The 15,884-nt window shown below is 71.4% G+C and carries 14 protein-coding genes and 2 tRNA genes; 9 read left to right on the top strand and 7 right to left on the bottom strand.

The window, feature by feature from the left end; all coding sequences use genetic code 11:
- Window positions 1–40: 40 nt before the first annotated feature.
- The 4 genes from DEI84_RS03190 (at window position 41) to DEI84_RS03205 (ending at window position 2,794) form a co-directional block, all read left to right on the top strand.
- The gene (locus DEI84_RS03190; protein ID WP_110889652.1) at window positions 41–916 is read left to right on the top strand and encodes an ATP-binding cassette domain-containing protein; all 876 of its coding nucleotides are present in this window, start codon (window positions 41–43) and stop codon (window positions 914–916) included.
- Entirely contained in the window at window positions 913–1,920 is a 1,008-nt protein-coding gene (locus tag DEI84_RS03195; protein WP_110889653.1) for a D-isomer specific 2-hydroxyacid dehydrogenase family protein, read from the top strand. Before DEI84_RS03190 ends, DEI84_RS03195 begins: the two co-directional genes overlap by 4 nt.
- Before the next feature lie 128 nt (window positions 1,921–2,048).
- A tRNA-Asn gene (locus tag DEI84_RS03200) sits at window positions 2,049–2,121 on the top strand.
- 160 nt (window positions 2,122–2,281) lie between these two features.
- A complete protein-coding gene (locus tag DEI84_RS03205) occupies window positions 2,282–2,794 on the top strand; it encodes a hypothetical protein (protein WP_110889654.1) in 513 nt (170 codons plus the stop codon).
- A 36-nt stretch (window positions 2,795–2,830) separates the two neighbouring features.
- Here DEI84_RS03205 and def read toward each other — a convergent pair whose 3' ends face one another.
- Window positions 2,831–3,406, bottom strand: coding sequence for a peptide deformylase (gene def / locus DEI84_RS03210; protein ID WP_110825337.1), 576 nt, complete (start codon window positions 3,404–3,406; stop codon window positions 2,831–2,833).
- Between the two features lie 39 nt (window positions 3,407–3,445).
- On the opposite strand from def, the gene DEI84_RS03215 reads away from it, so the two are divergent.
- The 5 genes from DEI84_RS03215 (at window position 3,446) to DEI84_RS03235 (ending at window position 7,628) form a co-directional block, all read left to right on the top strand.
- Window positions 3,446–4,360 carry a multidrug DMT transporter permease gene (locus tag DEI84_RS03215; protein WP_181419591.1) on the top strand — a complete coding sequence of 305 codons (915 nt, stop codon included), beginning with the start codon at window positions 3,446–3,448 and terminating at the stop codon, window positions 4,358–4,360.
- A gap of 170 nt (window positions 4,361–4,530) precedes the next feature.
- A complete protein-coding gene (locus tag DEI84_RS03220) occupies window positions 4,531–5,763 on the top strand; it encodes a glycosyltransferase (protein WP_258371684.1) in 1,233 nt (410 codons plus the stop codon).
- Window positions 5,754–5,828: transfer RNA gene (locus tag DEI84_RS03225), tRNA-Ile, on the top strand. The genes DEI84_RS03220 and DEI84_RS03225 overlap by 10 nt, the downstream gene beginning before the upstream one ends.
- A 64-nt stretch (window positions 5,829–5,892) precedes the next feature.
- Window positions 5,893–6,963: an AI-2E family transporter gene (locus tag DEI84_RS03230; protein ID WP_258365971.1), complete on the top strand. Its 1,071-nt coding sequence runs from the start codon at window positions 5,893–5,895 to the stop codon at window positions 6,961–6,963.
- Between the two features lie 131 nt (window positions 6,964–7,094).
- On the top strand, window positions 7,095–7,628 hold the full coding sequence (locus DEI84_RS03235) for a DUF3145 domain-containing protein (RefSeq protein WP_110825338.1): 534 nt from the start codon (window positions 7,095–7,097) through the stop codon (window positions 7,626–7,628).
- 458 nt (window positions 7,629–8,086) lie between these two features.
- Here the strand turns inward: DEI84_RS03235 and DEI84_RS03240 are convergent, their stop codons facing one another.
- From DEI84_RS03240 to aceE, 6 genes are all read right to left on the bottom strand, one after another.
- A complete protein-coding gene (locus tag DEI84_RS03240) occupies window positions 8,087–9,331 on the bottom strand; it encodes a beta-ketoacyl synthase (RefSeq protein WP_110825339.1) in 1,245 nt (414 codons plus the stop codon).
- 88 nt (window positions 9,332–9,419) lie between these two features.
- A complete protein-coding gene (locus tag DEI84_RS03245; RefSeq protein WP_058741348.1) occupies window positions 9,420–9,668 on the bottom strand; it encodes an acyl carrier protein in 249 nt (82 codons plus the stop codon).
- An 84-nt stretch (window positions 9,669–9,752) separates the two neighbouring features.
- Window positions 9,753–10,829, bottom strand: coding sequence for a beta-ketoacyl-ACP synthase III (locus DEI84_RS03250; RefSeq protein ID WP_110889655.1), 1,077 nt, complete (start codon window positions 10,827–10,829; stop codon window positions 9,753–9,755).
- Window positions 10,826–11,788, bottom strand: a complete 963-nt coding sequence (locus DEI84_RS03255; protein WP_110889656.1) for an ACP S-malonyltransferase — start codon at window positions 11,786–11,788, stop codon at window positions 10,826–10,828. Before DEI84_RS03255 ends, DEI84_RS03250 begins: the two co-directional genes overlap by 4 nt.
- A gap of 94 nt (window positions 11,789–11,882) precedes the next feature.
- Entirely contained in the window at window positions 11,883–13,109 is a 1,227-nt protein-coding gene (locus tag DEI84_RS03260; RefSeq protein WP_110825341.1) for a CdaR family transcriptional regulator, read from the bottom strand.
- A gap of 7 nt (window positions 13,110–13,116) precedes the next feature.
- Complete coding sequence (aceE, locus tag DEI84_RS03265; protein WP_110825342.1) at window positions 13,117–15,861, bottom strand: pyruvate dehydrogenase (acetyl-transferring), homodimeric type; 2,745 nt, start codon at window positions 15,859–15,861, stop codon at window positions 13,117–13,119.
- Window positions 15,862–15,884 lie beyond the last annotated feature (23 nt).

The raw sequence follows: 15,884 nt of genomic DNA on the forward strand, positions 1-15,884 counted from the left end.
GGTGCCGCAGCAGGGTGCGCGCGGCACGAGAAGGGGTTGCATGACCGGGGAGAACGGGCCGGCCGTCGTCGCGGACGACGTCAGCATCGAGTACCGGGGCGGTGCGGTCACCAGCCCGATCTGCGCCGTCGACGGCGTGAGCCTGTCACTCGGCTGGGGTGAGGTGCTCGCGGTCCTCGGTGCGTCCGGTTCCGGCAAGTCGACCTTCGCGGCGGCGGTCGCGGGTCAGCTCGGCACGAACGGCGAGGGCGAGGGTGCGCACCGGCGTCGGGTCATCGGCGGGGAGCTCACCGTCCTCGGCGAGCGGATGCGCCGGATCCGGCCGTCCTCGCGACGCCACGCACGGCTGACCGGACAGATCGGCTACCTGCCGCAGGACGGCGCGGACCGCCTCCGCCCCGACCTGCTCGTCGGCGAGGCCATCGCCGAACCGATCTACGCGCGCGACCGCCGGTTCGACCGGAAGGAGGCCGGGCTCATCGTGGCGCGGCTCGTCGACGCCGTGCACCTGCCGCTCGGGGTCCTGCGGTTGAACACGTGGGAGCTCTCCAGCGGCCAGCGGCAGCGCGTGGCCCTGGCCCGTGCGCTCGTGCTCGAACCGCAGCTGCTCGTCGCCGACGAACCCGCCCGCGGTGTGGATGTCCTCGTCCGCCAGTCCGTGCTCGAGGCCCTGGTCGGCCTGCAGCGGAAGCGCGCGTTCTCGGCGATCGTGGTGTCGAGCGACCTGCGCGAGGCCCGGGCACTCGCGGACCGGGTGGCCGTCATGAACGAGGGCCGGCTCGTCGGGCTCGGGACCTTCGACGAGGTGCTCGACAACCCGCTCGACCCGTACGTCCGGACGCTCGCCGCGACGGCGTCGCGCCCGGTGAAGCGCAAGCCGGTCGCGGCCGGCCGAGGAGGGGTACGACAAGCATGAGCGAACAGCACCAGCACCGCGGACACCGGGCGGTCGTCACCGACGGCGGGCGTCCCCTGCCGGTCGGGCCGCCCACCCCGGGTGCCGTGACGATCCTGCCGACGCCCACCGATCTGCACGAGGACGTCGTGCGGCAGGCGGGCGGGACGCTCGCCGACCTCGGCAGTGACACGCGGGGCATCGTCTGGCTCGACGCGAGTGACCCCGACGGCCTGCAGCAGGCGCTGACGACCGCCCCGGGGGTGACGTGGGTGCAGCTGCCGTTCGCCGGCGTGGACGCGTTCGCCCACCTCATCGCGGAGCACGGCGACCGCGTGCTCTTCACCTCGGCCAAGGGCGCCTACGCCGAGCCGGTCGCCGAGCACGCCCTCGCGTTGACGCTCGCGACCCTGCGGGTGCTGCAGAAGCGCGCCCGCACGACGACCTGGGGCCGCGAACCGGAGGGCCTGTCGCTGTACGGCCGGCACGTCGTCCTCATCGGCGCCGGCGGGATCGCGCTCGAGTACCTGCGCCTCGTCGCGCCCTTCGACGTCCGGGTCACCGTCGTCCGCCGTTCCGCCGACGACGTCCCCGGCGCCGACCGCACCGTCACGACCGACCAGCTCGACGACGTGCTGCCGGACGCCGACGTCGTCGTGGTCGCCGCCGCGATGACGGCGGGGACGTCCGGCCTGCTCGGCGCGCACCAGTTCGCGCTCATGCCCGACCACGCCCGACTGGTGAACATCGCCCGTGGCGGGCTGGTCGACACCGACGCGCTCGTGGACGCCCTGCGGTCCGGGAGCATCGCCGCCGCCGGACTCGACGTCACCGACCCGGAGCCGCTGCCCGACGGGCACCCGCTGTGGAGCGAGCCGGGCGCCCTCGTCACGCCGCACCAGGCGGACACCCCGGACATGGTCGCGCCGCTGCTGGCGGAGCGGGTCGGCACCAACGTGGCGGCGTTCCTCCGCGCCGACGGCACCGGGTTCATCGGCGTGGTCGACCCGGCCGCGGGGTACTGACGATCCGCCCCTGACCAGGGCTTCCCGTGCGGCACGCCCGGGATGCGCGACCGATGCGCGGGACGCTGGACGTTTGCTGCTATGCTGTTACCCGCTGTTCAACCGCTCTCCAGCGGAGGACACAGTGATCCTCGATAGCTCAATTGGCAGAGCAGCCGGCTGTTAACCGGCAGGTTGTTGGTTCGAGTCCAACTCGGGGAGCGACAGGCCCTCACCCTCCGGGGTGGGGGCCTCTTGCGTTCCGGCCCGGCTCGCCCGTCCTGGCTCGACTCGTGTGCCGCACGGCGCGGGCCTGCGGTTCCCGGGCGCCGTGGTGCGCATCCTCAGCCGATCGTCCGCCCGATGCTGTTAACGTCCACAGGTGCCCCGTCGTCCCCGCCGCTCCGCGACCACCGTCGCCGTGCTGGCGCTCGGGCTCGCCGTGACGGCGCTCACCGGGTGCTCCTCGGCCGACGACCTGACAGACCGCGCGGTCGCGGAGGAACCGACGTCGTCCGCGAGTTCCGCGACGTCCGGCCCGAGCGGGTCGGCACCGATCGTGTTCGCCTTCACCTGCGCCGTCGGCGACGGACCGAAGACCGAGACCTACACGACCGCCGCGGCCGTCTGGGAGGACGGCAGGACCTCGTGCACGGCGGCACCGATCACGGGCACCGAGCCGTCGGAGCAGCAGCGGTCCGCCCTGGCCGCCACGGAGGGCGACGCGACGCTCGAACAGCTCGCGGCAGCGTGCGCCGTCAGCGGGACGGCGCCGTGGACGGGTGCCGTGACGAGCCGGTCGCAGGCGCACCTGGCGGCCGGGCTCGAGCGCTACTGCCCGGGGCACCCCGAGATCGACCGGCTCCGGGACGCCCTGGACACGTACCGGGGCTGACGCCCGTCTGCCGGACGCGGTGTGCCGGTGGAGCGTTCAGCCCTCGGGGTGGTCCCGACCCGGCAGCCACGACTTCCCCGGACCGCCCCAGCTGTTCTTCCGCACGGCCTTCTGCGCCTGCTTCGCGTACGGGTGCACCAGCCGGTCCGCGTACAGCAGGCCGTCCAGGTGGTCGTACTCGTGTTGGAACACCCGAGCGAGCCACCCGTGCGCCTCGATCTCGAAGGGTTCGCCGTACTCGTCGACCGCGCGGAGGAGGGCGCCCTCCGACCGGCGCAGCGGGAAGCGCTCCCCGGGGATCGACAGGCACCCCTCGGACTCCTCGTCCTCGTCGAGCTCCTCCACCGACTCAGGCAGCGGGGGAGTCGTCCACAGCACCGGGTTGACCGCGACACCCCGCCACAGCACGCCGTCGTCGTCCGTCCACGAGTAGACGAACAGCCGCTTGCCGACACCGACCTGAGGACCGGCGAGGCCGACACCGGGAGCGAGGTCCATCGTCTCGACCATGTCGGCCACGAGTGCGCGGAGGGCGTCGTCGAAGACGGTCACCTCGGTCGCGGGGGTGTGCAGGACGGGGTCACCGGTGATCCGGATCGGCAGGACGGGCATGCTCCCAGGGTATCCGCGCGGGTCGGATAGCCTCGACCCGTGACACCGGACCTGCCGATCCCCGACGTGGTGCAGAACCTGACCCCATTCCAGGCCCTGATGATCCCCGTGGCACTGGTCGGCGCGGTGTTCCTGTCGCTCGGTGCGCAGTTCCAGAGCCGCGGCGTCCAGCGCGTCGAGGCCCGGCTGGGGCAGCAGTCGAAGGGCCTGTCCGTCCGACACGTCCTGGCCCTGCTCGGCAGCGGCAACTGGGTGCTCGGCACGCTCATGCTCGGTGCCGCCATCGTGCTGCAGCTCGTCAGCATCACCTACGCGCCGCTCATCGTCGTCCAGCCCCTCGGTGCGGTCGCCCTGGTGGTGACGACGTGGTTCTCGTCCCGCAGCAGCGGCGTCCCGCTCGGCACCCGGGCACGTCGGGCGGTGTGGACGTGCATCGGCGGCGTCGGCCTGTTCGTGCTCATCGCCGCGCTGTACGGCCGGGAGAGCCCGATCGGGCGCGGGCAGCTCATCACCGTCCTCGTGGTCCTGGCGGTCGTGCTGGGGCTCGTCGTGGTGTCGTTCCGGCTCGTGGCCAAGCGGCGGAACGCGCTGTACTACATCATCGGCGCCGGGGTCCTGTACGGCTTCGTCGCGACGCTCGCCAAGGTCACGCTGAACCGCATCGTGAACGGCACGTTCGACTGGGTGACGGTGTTCGCGATCGTGGGGGTCGTCGTCGCCTCGGCTGTCGGGGCGTACTTCGTGCAGAACGCGTACTCCAGCGGGTCGGCCGACCTGGTCATCGCCGGCCTCACGGTCGTCGACCCGATCGTCGCCGTCGGCATCGGCGTGATCGTCCTCGACGAGGCCGCCGGGGCGCCGGTCGGCGCCGGCATCGGCTTCCTCGTCGCCGGGGCGATCGCGATCACGGGCGTGTTCCTGCTCGCGAAGCACCACCCCGACACCCGCCGCTAGCGGGCGGACGGGAGGCGTGCCTCCCGTCCGGCACGACCCCGGGGGATGACCCGGGTCAGCCGCGCGGCGGAGGCGGGCGGCCAGAGGGGTGCGGTAGCGTTCCGAACCGACCAGACCGGCCGTCCGTCAGGACGCGCGCCGGTGACCGCGACGAGAGGACGACCCCCGCCGTGTCAGCAGACGCCAGGACCGAGACGACCGACACCACGGCCGCCACCGGGGGGCGACGGCCGCTGCGGGTGCTCATCGCCGCCGACACCTTCGCGCCCGACGTGAACGGTGCGGCGACCTTCACCGAGGAACTCGCGGTCGGGCTCGCGCAGCGCGGGCACGAGGTGCACGTCATCGCCCCGTCCTGGAACCGGACGCACCACGGCTCCTTCGACGAGGAGTACCGCGGCGTCACGCTGACCGTCCACCGGCTGGCTTCGTACCGCTGGCCGGCACACGCCTGGTACCGGTTCGCGTGGCCGTGGACGGTCCGCAAGCACACGGCCCCGGTCATCGACGCACTGCAGCCGGACGTCGTGCACATCCAGTCCCACATCGTGGTCGGCCGCGGCGTCGCCCGCGAGGCACACGACCGGGGCATCCGGATCATCGGCACGAACCACTTCATGCCCGAGAACCTGCTCGAGTACACGCCCTTCGGCAAGCGGACGACGCCCATCGCGCTCAAGATCGCCTGGCGGGACGCGGCGAAGACCTACCGGCTCGCCGAGGCGATCACGACGCCCACCGAGCTCGCCGCCGACTACCTGCGCGACGCGATCGCCGGGCAGCCGGTGCTCGCCATCTCGTGCGGGATCGACGCCACCCGGTACACGCTGGCGACCGGACGGCCCGCCGGCAACGACATCGTGTTCGTCGGCCGGGTCGCGCCCGAGAAGAACCTCGACGTCGTCATCCGTGCGCTGCCGCTCCTGCCCGCCGCGCTCGACGCCCGTTTCACGATCGTCGGCGACGGCGACATGATCCCGAAGCTCACCGCGCTCGCGCAGGAGCTCGGTGTCGAGGACCGGGTGCGCTTCCTCGGGTTCGTCCCCGACGAGGTCAAGCTCCGCACCCTGACCGAGGGCACCGTGTTCGTGATGCCGTCGACGGCCGAGCTGCAGAGCATCTCCTCGCTCGAGGCGATGGCCTCCGGGCTGCCCGTCGTCGCGGCCGACGCGATGGCGCTCCCGCACCTCGTCGACGGCAACGGCGCCCTGTTCGCGCCGGGCGACGAGCACGACCTCGCCGCGAAGCTCGCCTCGGTGCTCACCGCACCCGACGACGAGTACGCCCGCATGCGCGCACGCAGCCTGACGATGATCGAGGCACACGACATCAACCGCACCCTCTCCACGTTCGAGGCGCTGTATCGTGGGGAGCCGGTGGCCGCTGGCCCCGAGGGGCGGTAGCCAAGCTGGTCAAGGCAGTCGGCTCATAACCGAACGATTCGCGGGTTCAAGTCCCGCCCGCCCTACGTGCACCTGCCGTCCAAGAAGCGCCCTCCCGAAGACACGAGTCACGCGCCCACCCCGAACGTGATGTTCGAGGTGAGCCGGGCCGGCACCGGTGTGCGTGTGAACGCCTTCCGCATCGGGTTCATGGGTGCGATCGGTGTGCTCGTCGCACTGTTGGCCGGCACGCTCATCCACGAGCTGAGCACCGTCCTCGTCTACATCGGCGTCGCGCTGTTCATCGCGCTCGGCCTCGACCCGCTCGTGACCCTGCTCGAGCGGTACATCCCGCGGTGGTCGGCGATCCTCGTCGTCGTCGTCGCGGTGCTCGGCGCGTTCGTCGGGGTCGTCTTCGCGATCGTGCCGCTGCTGGTGGAACAGGCCACGAACCTCGTCCAGAACTTCCCCGAGATCGTGGACGACATCTCGCGACAGGGCTGGGTGCAGGACCTCTCGCGACAGTTCGAGGGGTCGTTCGACGTCGACCACGCACTGGAGTCCGCGCAGAAGTTCGTCGAGAACCCGGGCAACCTGCTCTCCCTCGGCGGCGGCATCCTCGCCGTCGGCAGTGGCATCCTCTCCGGCCTGACCGGTGCCCTCATCGTCATCATCCTGATGCTGTACTTCCTGGCGTCGATGCGCGGCCTGAAGACGATGGCGTACCGGTTCGTGCCGGCGTCCCGTCGGGAGAACTTCGTCGCGGTGAGCGAGGAGGTCACGTCGTCGGTGGGCCGCTACGTCGTCGGCCAGATCACCCAGGCCGGCATCAACGGTGTGCTGAGCATCATCTGGCTGCTCATCATCGGAGCGCCCCTGCCCGTGCTGCTGGCGACGTTCGCGTTCCTCGGGTCGCTCATCCCGCTCGTCGGCACGATCGGCGCCGCGGTGCTCATCTCGTTGCTCTGCCTGTTCGCCTCGCCGGCGACGGCACTGGCTGCGGCGATCTACTACCTCGTGTACATGCAGGTCGAGGCGTACATCATCTCGCCGCGCATCATGTCGCGGGCCGTGCAGGTCCCCGGGGCCCTCGTGGTCATCGCCGCGGTCGCCGGAGCGACGGTGGGCGGGGTGCTCGGCGCGCTCGTGGCCGTGCCGGCAGCAGCGTCGGTGATCATCATCGTGCAGAAGGTCATCTACCCGCGTCAGGAACTGGCGTAGGGGATCCGGCTCCACGGTCTTCGTCCGGGTGCTTGCCGTTCCCGGTCGGCAGCTGGCATGATGAGCGTGTCCTGCGGGACATCACAATCGCATACCGATGGTCCCGAACGGGTCCTCCGCAGTCCAGGTCGATGGGGAAGTCGCACCTGACGATCGGAGGAATCGTGACTGGGACAACGTCAGGAGTGCTCTACGTGCACTCCTCACCACGCGCGCTCTGCCCGCACGTCGAATGGGCGGCAGGTCGCGCGATGAACCGCGCCGTGAACTTCTCGTGGCTCGACCAGCCCGCGCTCGACGGCTCACGTCGCACCGAGTTCACCTGGTCCGGCCCCGTCGGGTCCGGTGCGGCGATCGCCTCCGCCCTGCGCGGTTGGGAGCACCTGCGGTTCGAGGTCACCGAGGACGCCACCGCCCATTCCGACGGCGGCCGGTGGATGCACACGCCGGACCTCGGCGTCTTCTACGCGCAGACCGACGTCACCGGCAACATGGTCGTCCCCGAGGACCGGGTCCGCTACGCCATGGAGGTCGCCGGCAGCAACGCCCTCGACCTGCACCGCGAACTGCGACTCGCGCTCGGTCAGGCATGGGACGACGAGCTCGAGCCCTTCCGGCACGCGGCCGAGGGCAACCCGGTCGTCTGGCTCCACCGCGTGGGGTAGTCCCGGGCCTGCTTCCTCCGATCGACGGCGTCGCCTCTGCCGAGGCGGCGCCGTCGTCTGCGTCGTGGGACCGGGGTCCGACGCGCGCGGGCCCCTGCGCCGAGGTTCCGGAATCCGCCCATCTCGCGCGCCGAGAGCGGCACTTTCCGGAACCACGGCGGACGTGAGCGGCACGTCGTGCGACCGCGGGCGACCGCGGGCGACGGCGAGCGCGGGCGACCTCGGGCAGCGGAGGTCGACGGGCAGCCGGGAGGCGCGCCTCGCCCGGGCGCAGACGTCCAGGTTCCGGGATGCGCGGACTTCGCGCGTCGAGAGCCGCACATCGTGGGACCTGGGCGGACGTGAGCGGCACGTCGTGCGACCGCGGAGGGGTCCCGGGAGCGCGCCGACCGGCGGCGCACGCAGGACGACGGAGGCCCGCCCCGCGACGCGGGACGGGCCTCCAGGCCGACGGCGGATCAGACCGAGCGGAACGCGACCACGGCGTTGTGCCCACCGAAGCCGAACGAGTTGCTCACCGCGAGCAGGTCGCCCGCCGGCAGCTCCCGCGGAGCGGTCGCGACGTCCATCACGATCTCCGGGTCCTGCTCGGTGAGGTTGATCGTCGGCGGTGCGAGACGGTTCTCGAGCGCGAGGACGGTGAAGACCGCCTCGATCGCGCCGGCACCGCCGAGCAGGTGCCCGGTCGACGCCTTCGTGGCGGACACGACGACCTGGTCGAGGTGGTCACCGAAGACCCGACGCATCGCGTGGTACTCGGCCACGTCGCCGACCGGGGTTGACGTCGCGTGGGCGTTGACGTGCGCGACGTCCGAACGGCTGGCGTCCGCGTGCTCGAGCGCCATGATGACCGCGCGGGCGGCGGCGGAGCCCTCGGGGTCCGGAGCGGTGATGTGGAAGGCGTCGGACGTGATGCCGGAACCGGCGACCTCGGCGTAGATGTGCGCGCCGCGGGCCTCGGCGTGCTCCTTCGTCTCGAGGATGAGCGCGGCGGCGCCGTCGGCGAGCACGAAACCGTCACGAGTGACGTCGTACGGACGGGACGCGGTCGCGGGGGAGTCGTTCCGCCGCGAGAGCGCCTGCATCGCGGCGAACGCCGCGAGCGGCAGCGGGTGCAGCGCGGCCTCGGCACCACCGGCGATGACGATGTCGGCGTCACCGAAGGCGACGTGGCGATATGCCTCGGCCAGGGACTCCGTAGAGGAGGCGCAGGCGGAGAGGTAGGTGCGGGCGCCACCACGGGCGCCGAACTCCATCTCGATGGCGGCGGCCGGGCCGTTCGCCATGAGCATCGGGACGGTCATGGGCAGGACGCGTCGGGGACCGCGCTCCCGCAGGGTGTCCCACGCATCGAGCAGCGTGTTGACGCCGCCGATGCCGGTCGCCCAGTCGACGATGAGGCGCTCGGGCACGACGGACTCGGCGTCGATGCCGGCGTCGGCCCAGGCTTCACGAGCCGCGATGAGCGACAGCTGCGAGGACGGGTCGAGACGCTTCGCCTCCGGGCGGGTGAGCTGGTCGGTGACGAATCGACGCGCCTGACCGGCGAACTCCACGGGGAGCTCGAGCTCGGCGTAGCGCGTGTCCTCGATGCGGGTGATGCCGGACTCGCCGGCGAGCAGGGCCGCCCAGGATTCCTTGGCGGTCGCAGCGAGGGGACTGATCGCACCGATCCCGGTGACGACGACGGTTCTCTTGGTCATGGACGACGGTTCTTTCTGCGAGGGACAAGACGAGCGCCGCGGGCCACGACTCGAGGGTCAGCGGCCCGCGGCGCTCAGGAAGCTCGTTTCAGGCCTGGGCCTTGACGATGAAGTCGACGGCGTCGCCGACGGTCTTGAGGTTCTTGACCTCTTCGTCGGGGATCTTGACGTCGAACTTCTCTTCGGCGTTCACGACGATGGTCATCATCGAGATGGAGTCGATGTCCAGGTCGTCGGTGAACGACTTGTCAGCGGCGACGGTGTCGGTGGCGATACCGGTCTCGTCGTTGATCAGCTCGGCCAGGCCGGCGAGGACTTCTTCGTTGGACAGGGCCATGAGTGTTCTCCTTGAGGGGGGTGTCGTTTGACCGTGGGACAGCCTAGGGCACGGGCACTGCCCGCGCCCGGAGGCGCGAGGGGACTAGGGGAGGACGACCACCTGCGCGCCGAACACGAGTCCGGCGCCGAAGCCGATCTGCAGGGCGAGACCGCCCGACAGTTCCGGGTGCTCGGAGAGCAGGCGGTGCGTGGCGAGCGGGATGCTCGCGGCCGAGGTGTTGCCCGTCGTGGTGATGTCACGGGCGATGGCGACGGTGTCCGGGATCCCGAGCTGCTTGGCGAACTCGTCGATGATCCGGATGTTCGCCTGGTGCGGCACGAACGCCGCGAGTTGGTCGGCGCGGACACCGGCCGCCTCGAGCGCCTGGCGTGCGACCTTGACCATCTCCCAGACGGCCCAGCGGAACACGGTCTGCCCGGCCTGGCGCATCGTCGGGCGGGGGGCTCCCGCCGCCCACTCGTTGTAGGTCGCGGTCATGCCGATCGCGTCCCACTTCGAGCCGTCGGAGCCCCAGATGCTCGGCCCGATGCCGGCGGTGTCGCTCGGACCGACGACGGCCGCGCCCGCCCCGTCCCCGAGGAGGAACGAGATGGAGCGGTCGGTCGGGTCGACGACGTCGCTGAGCTTCTCGGCGCCGATGACGAGCACGTGGTCGGCGATGCCGGACTTGATGAACGAGTCCGCCTGCGCGATCCCGTACGCGTATCCGGCACACGCGGCGCTGATGTCGTACGCGGCGGCCGGTGCGGCACCGATCCGCTCGGCGAGCAGGGACGCCATCGACGGCGTCGCCACCGTGTGGGTGACGGTCGCGACGAGCACGACGCCGATCTGGTCCGGGGTGAGCCCGGCCTTCTCGATCGCCTCGCGCGCGGCGGCCTCGGCGAGGTCGACTGCTTCGACGTCGCGGCCGGCGCGCATGCGGGTCACGATGCCGGTGCGCTGGCGGATCCACTCGTCGGAGGAGTCGATCGGACCGACGAGGTCGTCGTTCGGGACGACGTTCTCGCCGCGCGCGGCTCCGAAGGCGAGGATGCGGGTGAACTCGTGGCCGCGTCGCTGGGACAGGACCGGTCGGTCGCCGGCCTGGAGGCCCGTGGTCGCGTCCGTCCCGCCGGTGGCGTCCGTCTCGACGGCGGTGGTGCTGGCGTCGGTCATCGGGCGGCCTCCGTGGACTGGGCTGCCTCCGTGGACTCGTCGGCGGCGCTCTGCAGCAGCTCGACGGCGGCGGGCAGGTCGTCCGGGGTCTTGATCGCGACCGTCGGCGTGCCGCGGAGACCGCGCTTGGCGAGGCCGACCAGGGCCCCGGCCGGTGCGAGCTCGATGATGCCGGTGACGCCGGCCTGCTGGAAGGAGGTCATGACGGCGTCCCAGTGCACCGGGTTGGCGATCTGCCGGACCATGAGGTCGACGAAGCGGCGACCGTCCCGGACCTGCGACCCGTCGGCGTTCGTCCAGAGCGGGAGGGTCGGGTCCTGCACGGTCGCGGCCGCGGCGACGGGTGCGACCCGGTCGACGGCCGGCGCCATGAAGCGCGTGTGGAAGGCGCCGGCGACGGCGAGGGGGACGACGCGGGCCTTCGCGGGCGGCTGTTCCGCGAGGCGGGCGATCGCGTCCGCCGGACCGGCGACGACGGTCTGCCCGCCGCCGTTGTGGTTCGCGGCCGTCAGCCCGAGGGAGTCGAGCAGGGCGGCGAGCTCGTCGGCGTCACCACCGAGGACCGCGGCCATCGAGGTCGGCTCGAGTGCGGCGGCGTCGGCCATCGCCCGGCCCCGCTCGGCGACGAGCGACACGGCGTCGGTCGGGGTGAGGACCCCGGCGACGGCGGCGGCGGTGAACTCGCCGACCGAGTGCCCGGCGACACCACCGACGAGGGCGCGGCGGTCGTCGGCCAGCAGGGCGTCGGCCGTGACGAGCCCGGCGGCGACGATGAGCGGCTGCGCGAGGGCGGTGTCCTTGATGGTGTCCGCGTCGGAGTTCGTCCCGTGCTCGGCGAGGTCCACGCCGATCGCGTCGGACCACTGCCCGACGCGGTCACGGACGGCGGCGTCCTCGAGCCAGGGGGCGAGGAAGCCGGGGGTCTGGGAGCCCTGTCCGGGCGCGACGACGACGATCACCGCTCAATGATGCCGGGCAGTCACCGTCGGGCACGTGTGGACTCCCCACACGGATTGCCGGGATGCCTTGTAGGAACCCCACCCGGTGGGGTCGTCAGCGGCGCGTGGGGCGACGGCGCGTGGACGCCGCTTCGGACATCGCGCCGAGGATGAGCGCGGACTGCACGATGAGGGCGTCCCGCGCGTGTGTGGCGTCCCACCCGATGATGTCCGCGACGCGGCGGAGGCGGTAGCGGACGGTGTTCGGGTGCACGAAGAGTTCACGCGCCGTCGCCTCGAGCGACCGACCGGTGTCGAGGTAGCACCACAGGGTCTGCAGGAGCTCGGTGGACTGGTCCTTGAGCGGCGTGTATATCCGCTGCACCAGGGCCGAGCGGGCGAGGGGGTCGCCCGCGAGCGCACGTTCCGGCAGCAGGTCGTCGGCGAGGGCCGGTCGGGGTGCGCCCCGCCAGGCCCGGGCCACGGCGAACCCGGCCAGGGCGGCCTTCGCGCTGGTCGAGGCGTCGACGACCCCGGGGACCTCGTTGCCGAGCACGAGGTGGCCCTCGCCGAACAGCGGTTCGAGCTCCTGCGCGATCGACATGAACGACACGGGTTCCTCCCCCTCGGGCACGTCGTCGCGCGGGGTCGCCCGTCCGATGACGACCACGAGCCGCGAGCCCTGCACACCGATGAGCACGTCGGCGTCCTGGTGGCGGGCCGTCCGGCGGACCTGGTCGACCTCGAGCTGCTTCGGCGCCGTCCCGACCAGGACCGCGACCTCGCCGTGCCCGTGCCAGCCGAGGGCGGCGATGCGCGACGGCAGTTCGTCGTCGTACTCGCCCGACAGGATCGAGTCGACGACGAGGGCCTCGAGCCGGGCGTCCCACAGCCCGCGGGCCTCCGCCGCACGGGCGTAGACGTCGGCCGCCGCGAACGCGATGTCGCGCGAGTACTTGAGGATCGCCTCCTGCAGCATCTCGTCGTCGGCGGCGCGCTCCTCGACCACGGTCACCACGACACGGATGAGCTGCAGGGTCTGCTGCAGGCTCACCGAGCGCAGGAGTTCACGCGGGGCCGAGCCGAAGACGTCGGCGGCGGCGATCCACGGGGTGGAGGCGCTGCCTTCGAGCCACGAGATGAACGACGTGATGCCGGCCTGGGCCACCATGCCGACGGCCGAGCGACGGCCCGGGGGCATCTCGCTGTACCAGGGCAGGGTGTCCTCGAGCCGCTTGATCGTCGCGGTCGAGAGTTCGCCCGACACCTGCCGGAGCCAGGAGAGCGCCCGTTGCCGGTCGTCCTCCCGGCCCGCGGCGGTGGCGGTGCGGGGTGTGGTCACGCGGAGATCAGCTCTCGCCGCCCGCGCTGCCGGTCGTGCCGGCGGTCACGTCGTGCAGGCGGTACTTGTCGATCGCCTGCTGGAGGACCGACGCGTCGAGCTTGCCCTGCCGGACCAGCTGCTGCAGCGTCCGCACGACGACCGAGGGACCGTCGATGTGGAAGAAGCGGCGCGCTGCCGGACGGGTGTCCGAGAAGCCGAAGCCGTCGGCACCGAGCGTGGCGTAGTCGGACGGGACGAACGGACGGATCTGCTCCTGCACGGCGTGCATGAAGTCGCTCACCGCGACGACCGGGCCCTCGGTCCCGAGCAGGCGCTCGGTGACGTACGGGGTGCGCGGCTCGTCGTTCGGGTTGAGGAACGCGTGCTGCTCGGCGTCCACCCCGTCGCGGTACAGCTCGCCCCAGCTCGTGACGCTCCAGACGTCGGCGGACACGCCCCAGTCCTCGGCCAGGAGCTGCTGCGCCTCGAGGATCCACGGCACGGCGACACCGGACGCGAGCAGCTGGGCCTTCGGGCCGTCGTGCTCGCTCGGCTTGAGCAGGTACATGCCCTTGACGATCCCCTCGACGTCGACGCCCTCCGGCTCGGCCGGCTGCACGAGCGGCTCGTTGTAGACCGTGAGGTAGTACATGACGTTCGGGTCGTCGTGGGACGGAGAGCCGTCCTCGTTCGTGCCGTACATCCGCTCGAGGCCGGTGCGGACGATGTGCCCGATCTCGTAGCCGTAGGCGGGGTCGTACGAGACGACGGCCGGGTTCGTCGCGGCCAGCAGCGGCGAGTGGCCGTCGGCGTGCTGCAGGCCCTCCCCGGTCAGGGTGGTGCGACCGGCGGTTGCGCCGATCATGAACCCGCGGGTCATCTGGTCGCCGGCGGCCCAGATCGCGTCGCCGGTGCGCTGGAACCCGAACTGCGAGTAGAAGACGTAGACCGGGATGAGCGGCTCGCCCTGCGTCGAGTACGAGGTGCCGACGGCGGTGAACGCCGCGAGGGCGCCCGCCTCGTTGATGCCGACGTGGATGATCTGGCCCTGCGGGCTCTCCTTGTACGCCAGGAGCAGCTCGCGGTCGACCGACGTGTAGTGCTGGCCGTTCGGGTTGTAGATCTTCGCTGTCGGGAAGTACGCGTCCATGCCGAACGTGCGGGCCTCGTCCGGGATGATCGGGACGACGCGGTTGCCGAAGTCGGGCGAGCGGAGCAGGTCCTTCAGCAGACGGGCGAACGCCATCGTCGTGGCGACCTCCTGCTTGCCGGAGCCCTTCTTGACGATCTGGTACTTCGACTCGTCGGGCAGGTTGACCTGCGTGTACTTCGACCGACGTTCCGGCACGTAGCCACCGAGCTCACGGCGGCGCTCGTGCATGTACTGGATCGCCTCGTCGTCGTTGCCCGGGTGGTAGTACGGCGGCGTGTAGGGGTTCTCCTCGAGCTGCGCGTCCGAGATCGGGATGCGCATCTCGTCGCGGAACTGCTTGAGGTTGTCGAGCGTGAGCTTCTTCATCTGGTGGGTCGCGTTGCGGCCCTCGAAGCTCGGGCCGAGGCCGTAGCCCTTGACCGTCTTCGCGAGGATGACGGTCGGCTGGCCCTTGTGCTCGGTCGCCGCCTTGAACGCCGCGTAGACCTTGCGGTAGTCGTGGCCGCCGCGCTTGAGGTTCCAGATCTGGTCGTCGGTGTAGTCCTTGACGAGCTCGAGCGCCTTCGGGTCGCGCCCGAAGAAGTTCTCGCGGACGTAGGCACCGTTCTCGGCCTTGTACGTCTGGTAGTCGCCGTCCGGCGTCGCGTTCATCAGGTTGAGGAGCGCACCCTCGGTGTCACGGGCGAGCAGGTCGTCCCACTCGCGGCCCCAGACGACCTTGATGACGTTCCAGCCCGCGCCGCGGAAGAACGCCTCGAGCTCCTGGATGATCTTGCCGTTGCCGCGCACCGGGCCGTCGAGGCGCTGGAGGTTGCAGTTGATGACGAAGTTCAGGTTGTCGAGGCCGTCGTTCGCGGCGACCTGGAGTTGGCCGCGGGACTCGACCTCGTCCATCTCCCCGTCGCCGAGGAAGGCCCAGACCTGCTGCTCGGAGGCGTCCTTGATGCCACGGTTCGACAGGTACTTGGCCTGCTGCGCCTGGTAGATCGCGTTGATCGGGCCGATGCCCATCGACACGGTCGGGAACTGCCAGAAGTGCGGCATCAGGCGCGGGTGCGGGTACGAGGACAGTCCGCCGCCGGCGTGGGACTTCTCCTGGCGGAAGCCGTCGAGCTGGTCCTCGCTCAGGCGGCCTTCCATGTAGGCGCGGGCGTACATGCCGGGGGAGGCGTGGCCCTGGAAGAAGACCTGGTCTCCGCCCGACGGGTGGTCCTGCGCGCGGAAGAAGTGGTTGTAGCCGACCTCGTACATGGCGGCGCTCGACGCGTACGTCGAGATGTGGCCGCCGACGGCGATGCCGGGACGCTGCGCGCGGTGCACCGTGATGGCCGCGTTCCAGCGGATCCAGCGGCGGTAGCGGCGCTCGAGTTCCTCGTCGCCGGGGAACGTCGGCTCGTCCTCCGGGGCGATCGTGTTGACGTAGTCCGTCGTCGGGACCATCGGCACGCCGAGGTGCAGCTCGTTCGAGCGCTTCAGCAGGCTCTGCATGATCTCGCGGGCCCGCTGGTGCCCGTGCGTCGCGACGAGACCGTCGAGGGACTCACGCCACTCGGCGGTCTCCTCCGGGTCCTGGTCCTGCCCTGCGGTGCTGCGCGGGTCCTGGTCGTTCACCGTCACCGTTGACCTCGTTCGTTCTCGTG

The sequence above is a fragment of the Curtobacterium sp. MCBD17_023 genome (assembly GCF_003224415.1).
GTDB lineage: Bacteria > Actinomycetota > Actinomycetes > Actinomycetales > Microbacteriaceae > Curtobacterium.

Bases quoted from the DNA above. Each gene is read 5' to 3' on its own strand.
- DEI84_RS03230 (WP_258365971.1), top strand. From the start codon at position 5,893: ATGTTCGAGGTGAGCCGGGCCGGCACCGGTGTGCGTGTGAACGCCTTC.
- DEI84_RS03235 (WP_110825338.1), top strand. From the start codon at position 7,095: ATGGGGAAGTCGCACCTGACGATCGGAGGAATCGTGACTGGGACAACG.
- DEI84_RS03190 (WP_110889652.1), top strand. From the start codon at position 41: ATGACCGGGGAGAACGGGCCGGCCGTCGTCGCGGACGACGTCAGCATC.
- DEI84_RS03240 (WP_110825339.1), bottom strand. From the start codon at position 9,331: ATGACCAAGAGAACCGTCGTCGTCACCGGGATCGGTGCGATCAGTCCC.
- DEI84_RS03250 (WP_110889655.1), bottom strand. From the start codon at position 10,829: ATGACCGACGCCAGCACCACCGCCGTCGAGACGGACGCCACCGGCGGG.
- DEI84_RS03195 (WP_110889653.1), top strand. From the start codon at position 913: ATGAGCGAACAGCACCAGCACCGCGGACACCGGGCGGTCGTCACCGAC.
- DEI84_RS03245 (WP_058741348.1), bottom strand. From the start codon at position 9,668: ATGGCCCTGTCCAACGAAGAAGTCCTCGCCGGCCTGGCCGAGCTGATC.
- def (WP_110825337.1), bottom strand. From the start codon at position 3,406: ATGCCCGTCCTGCCGATCCGGATCACCGGTGACCCCGTCCTGCACACC.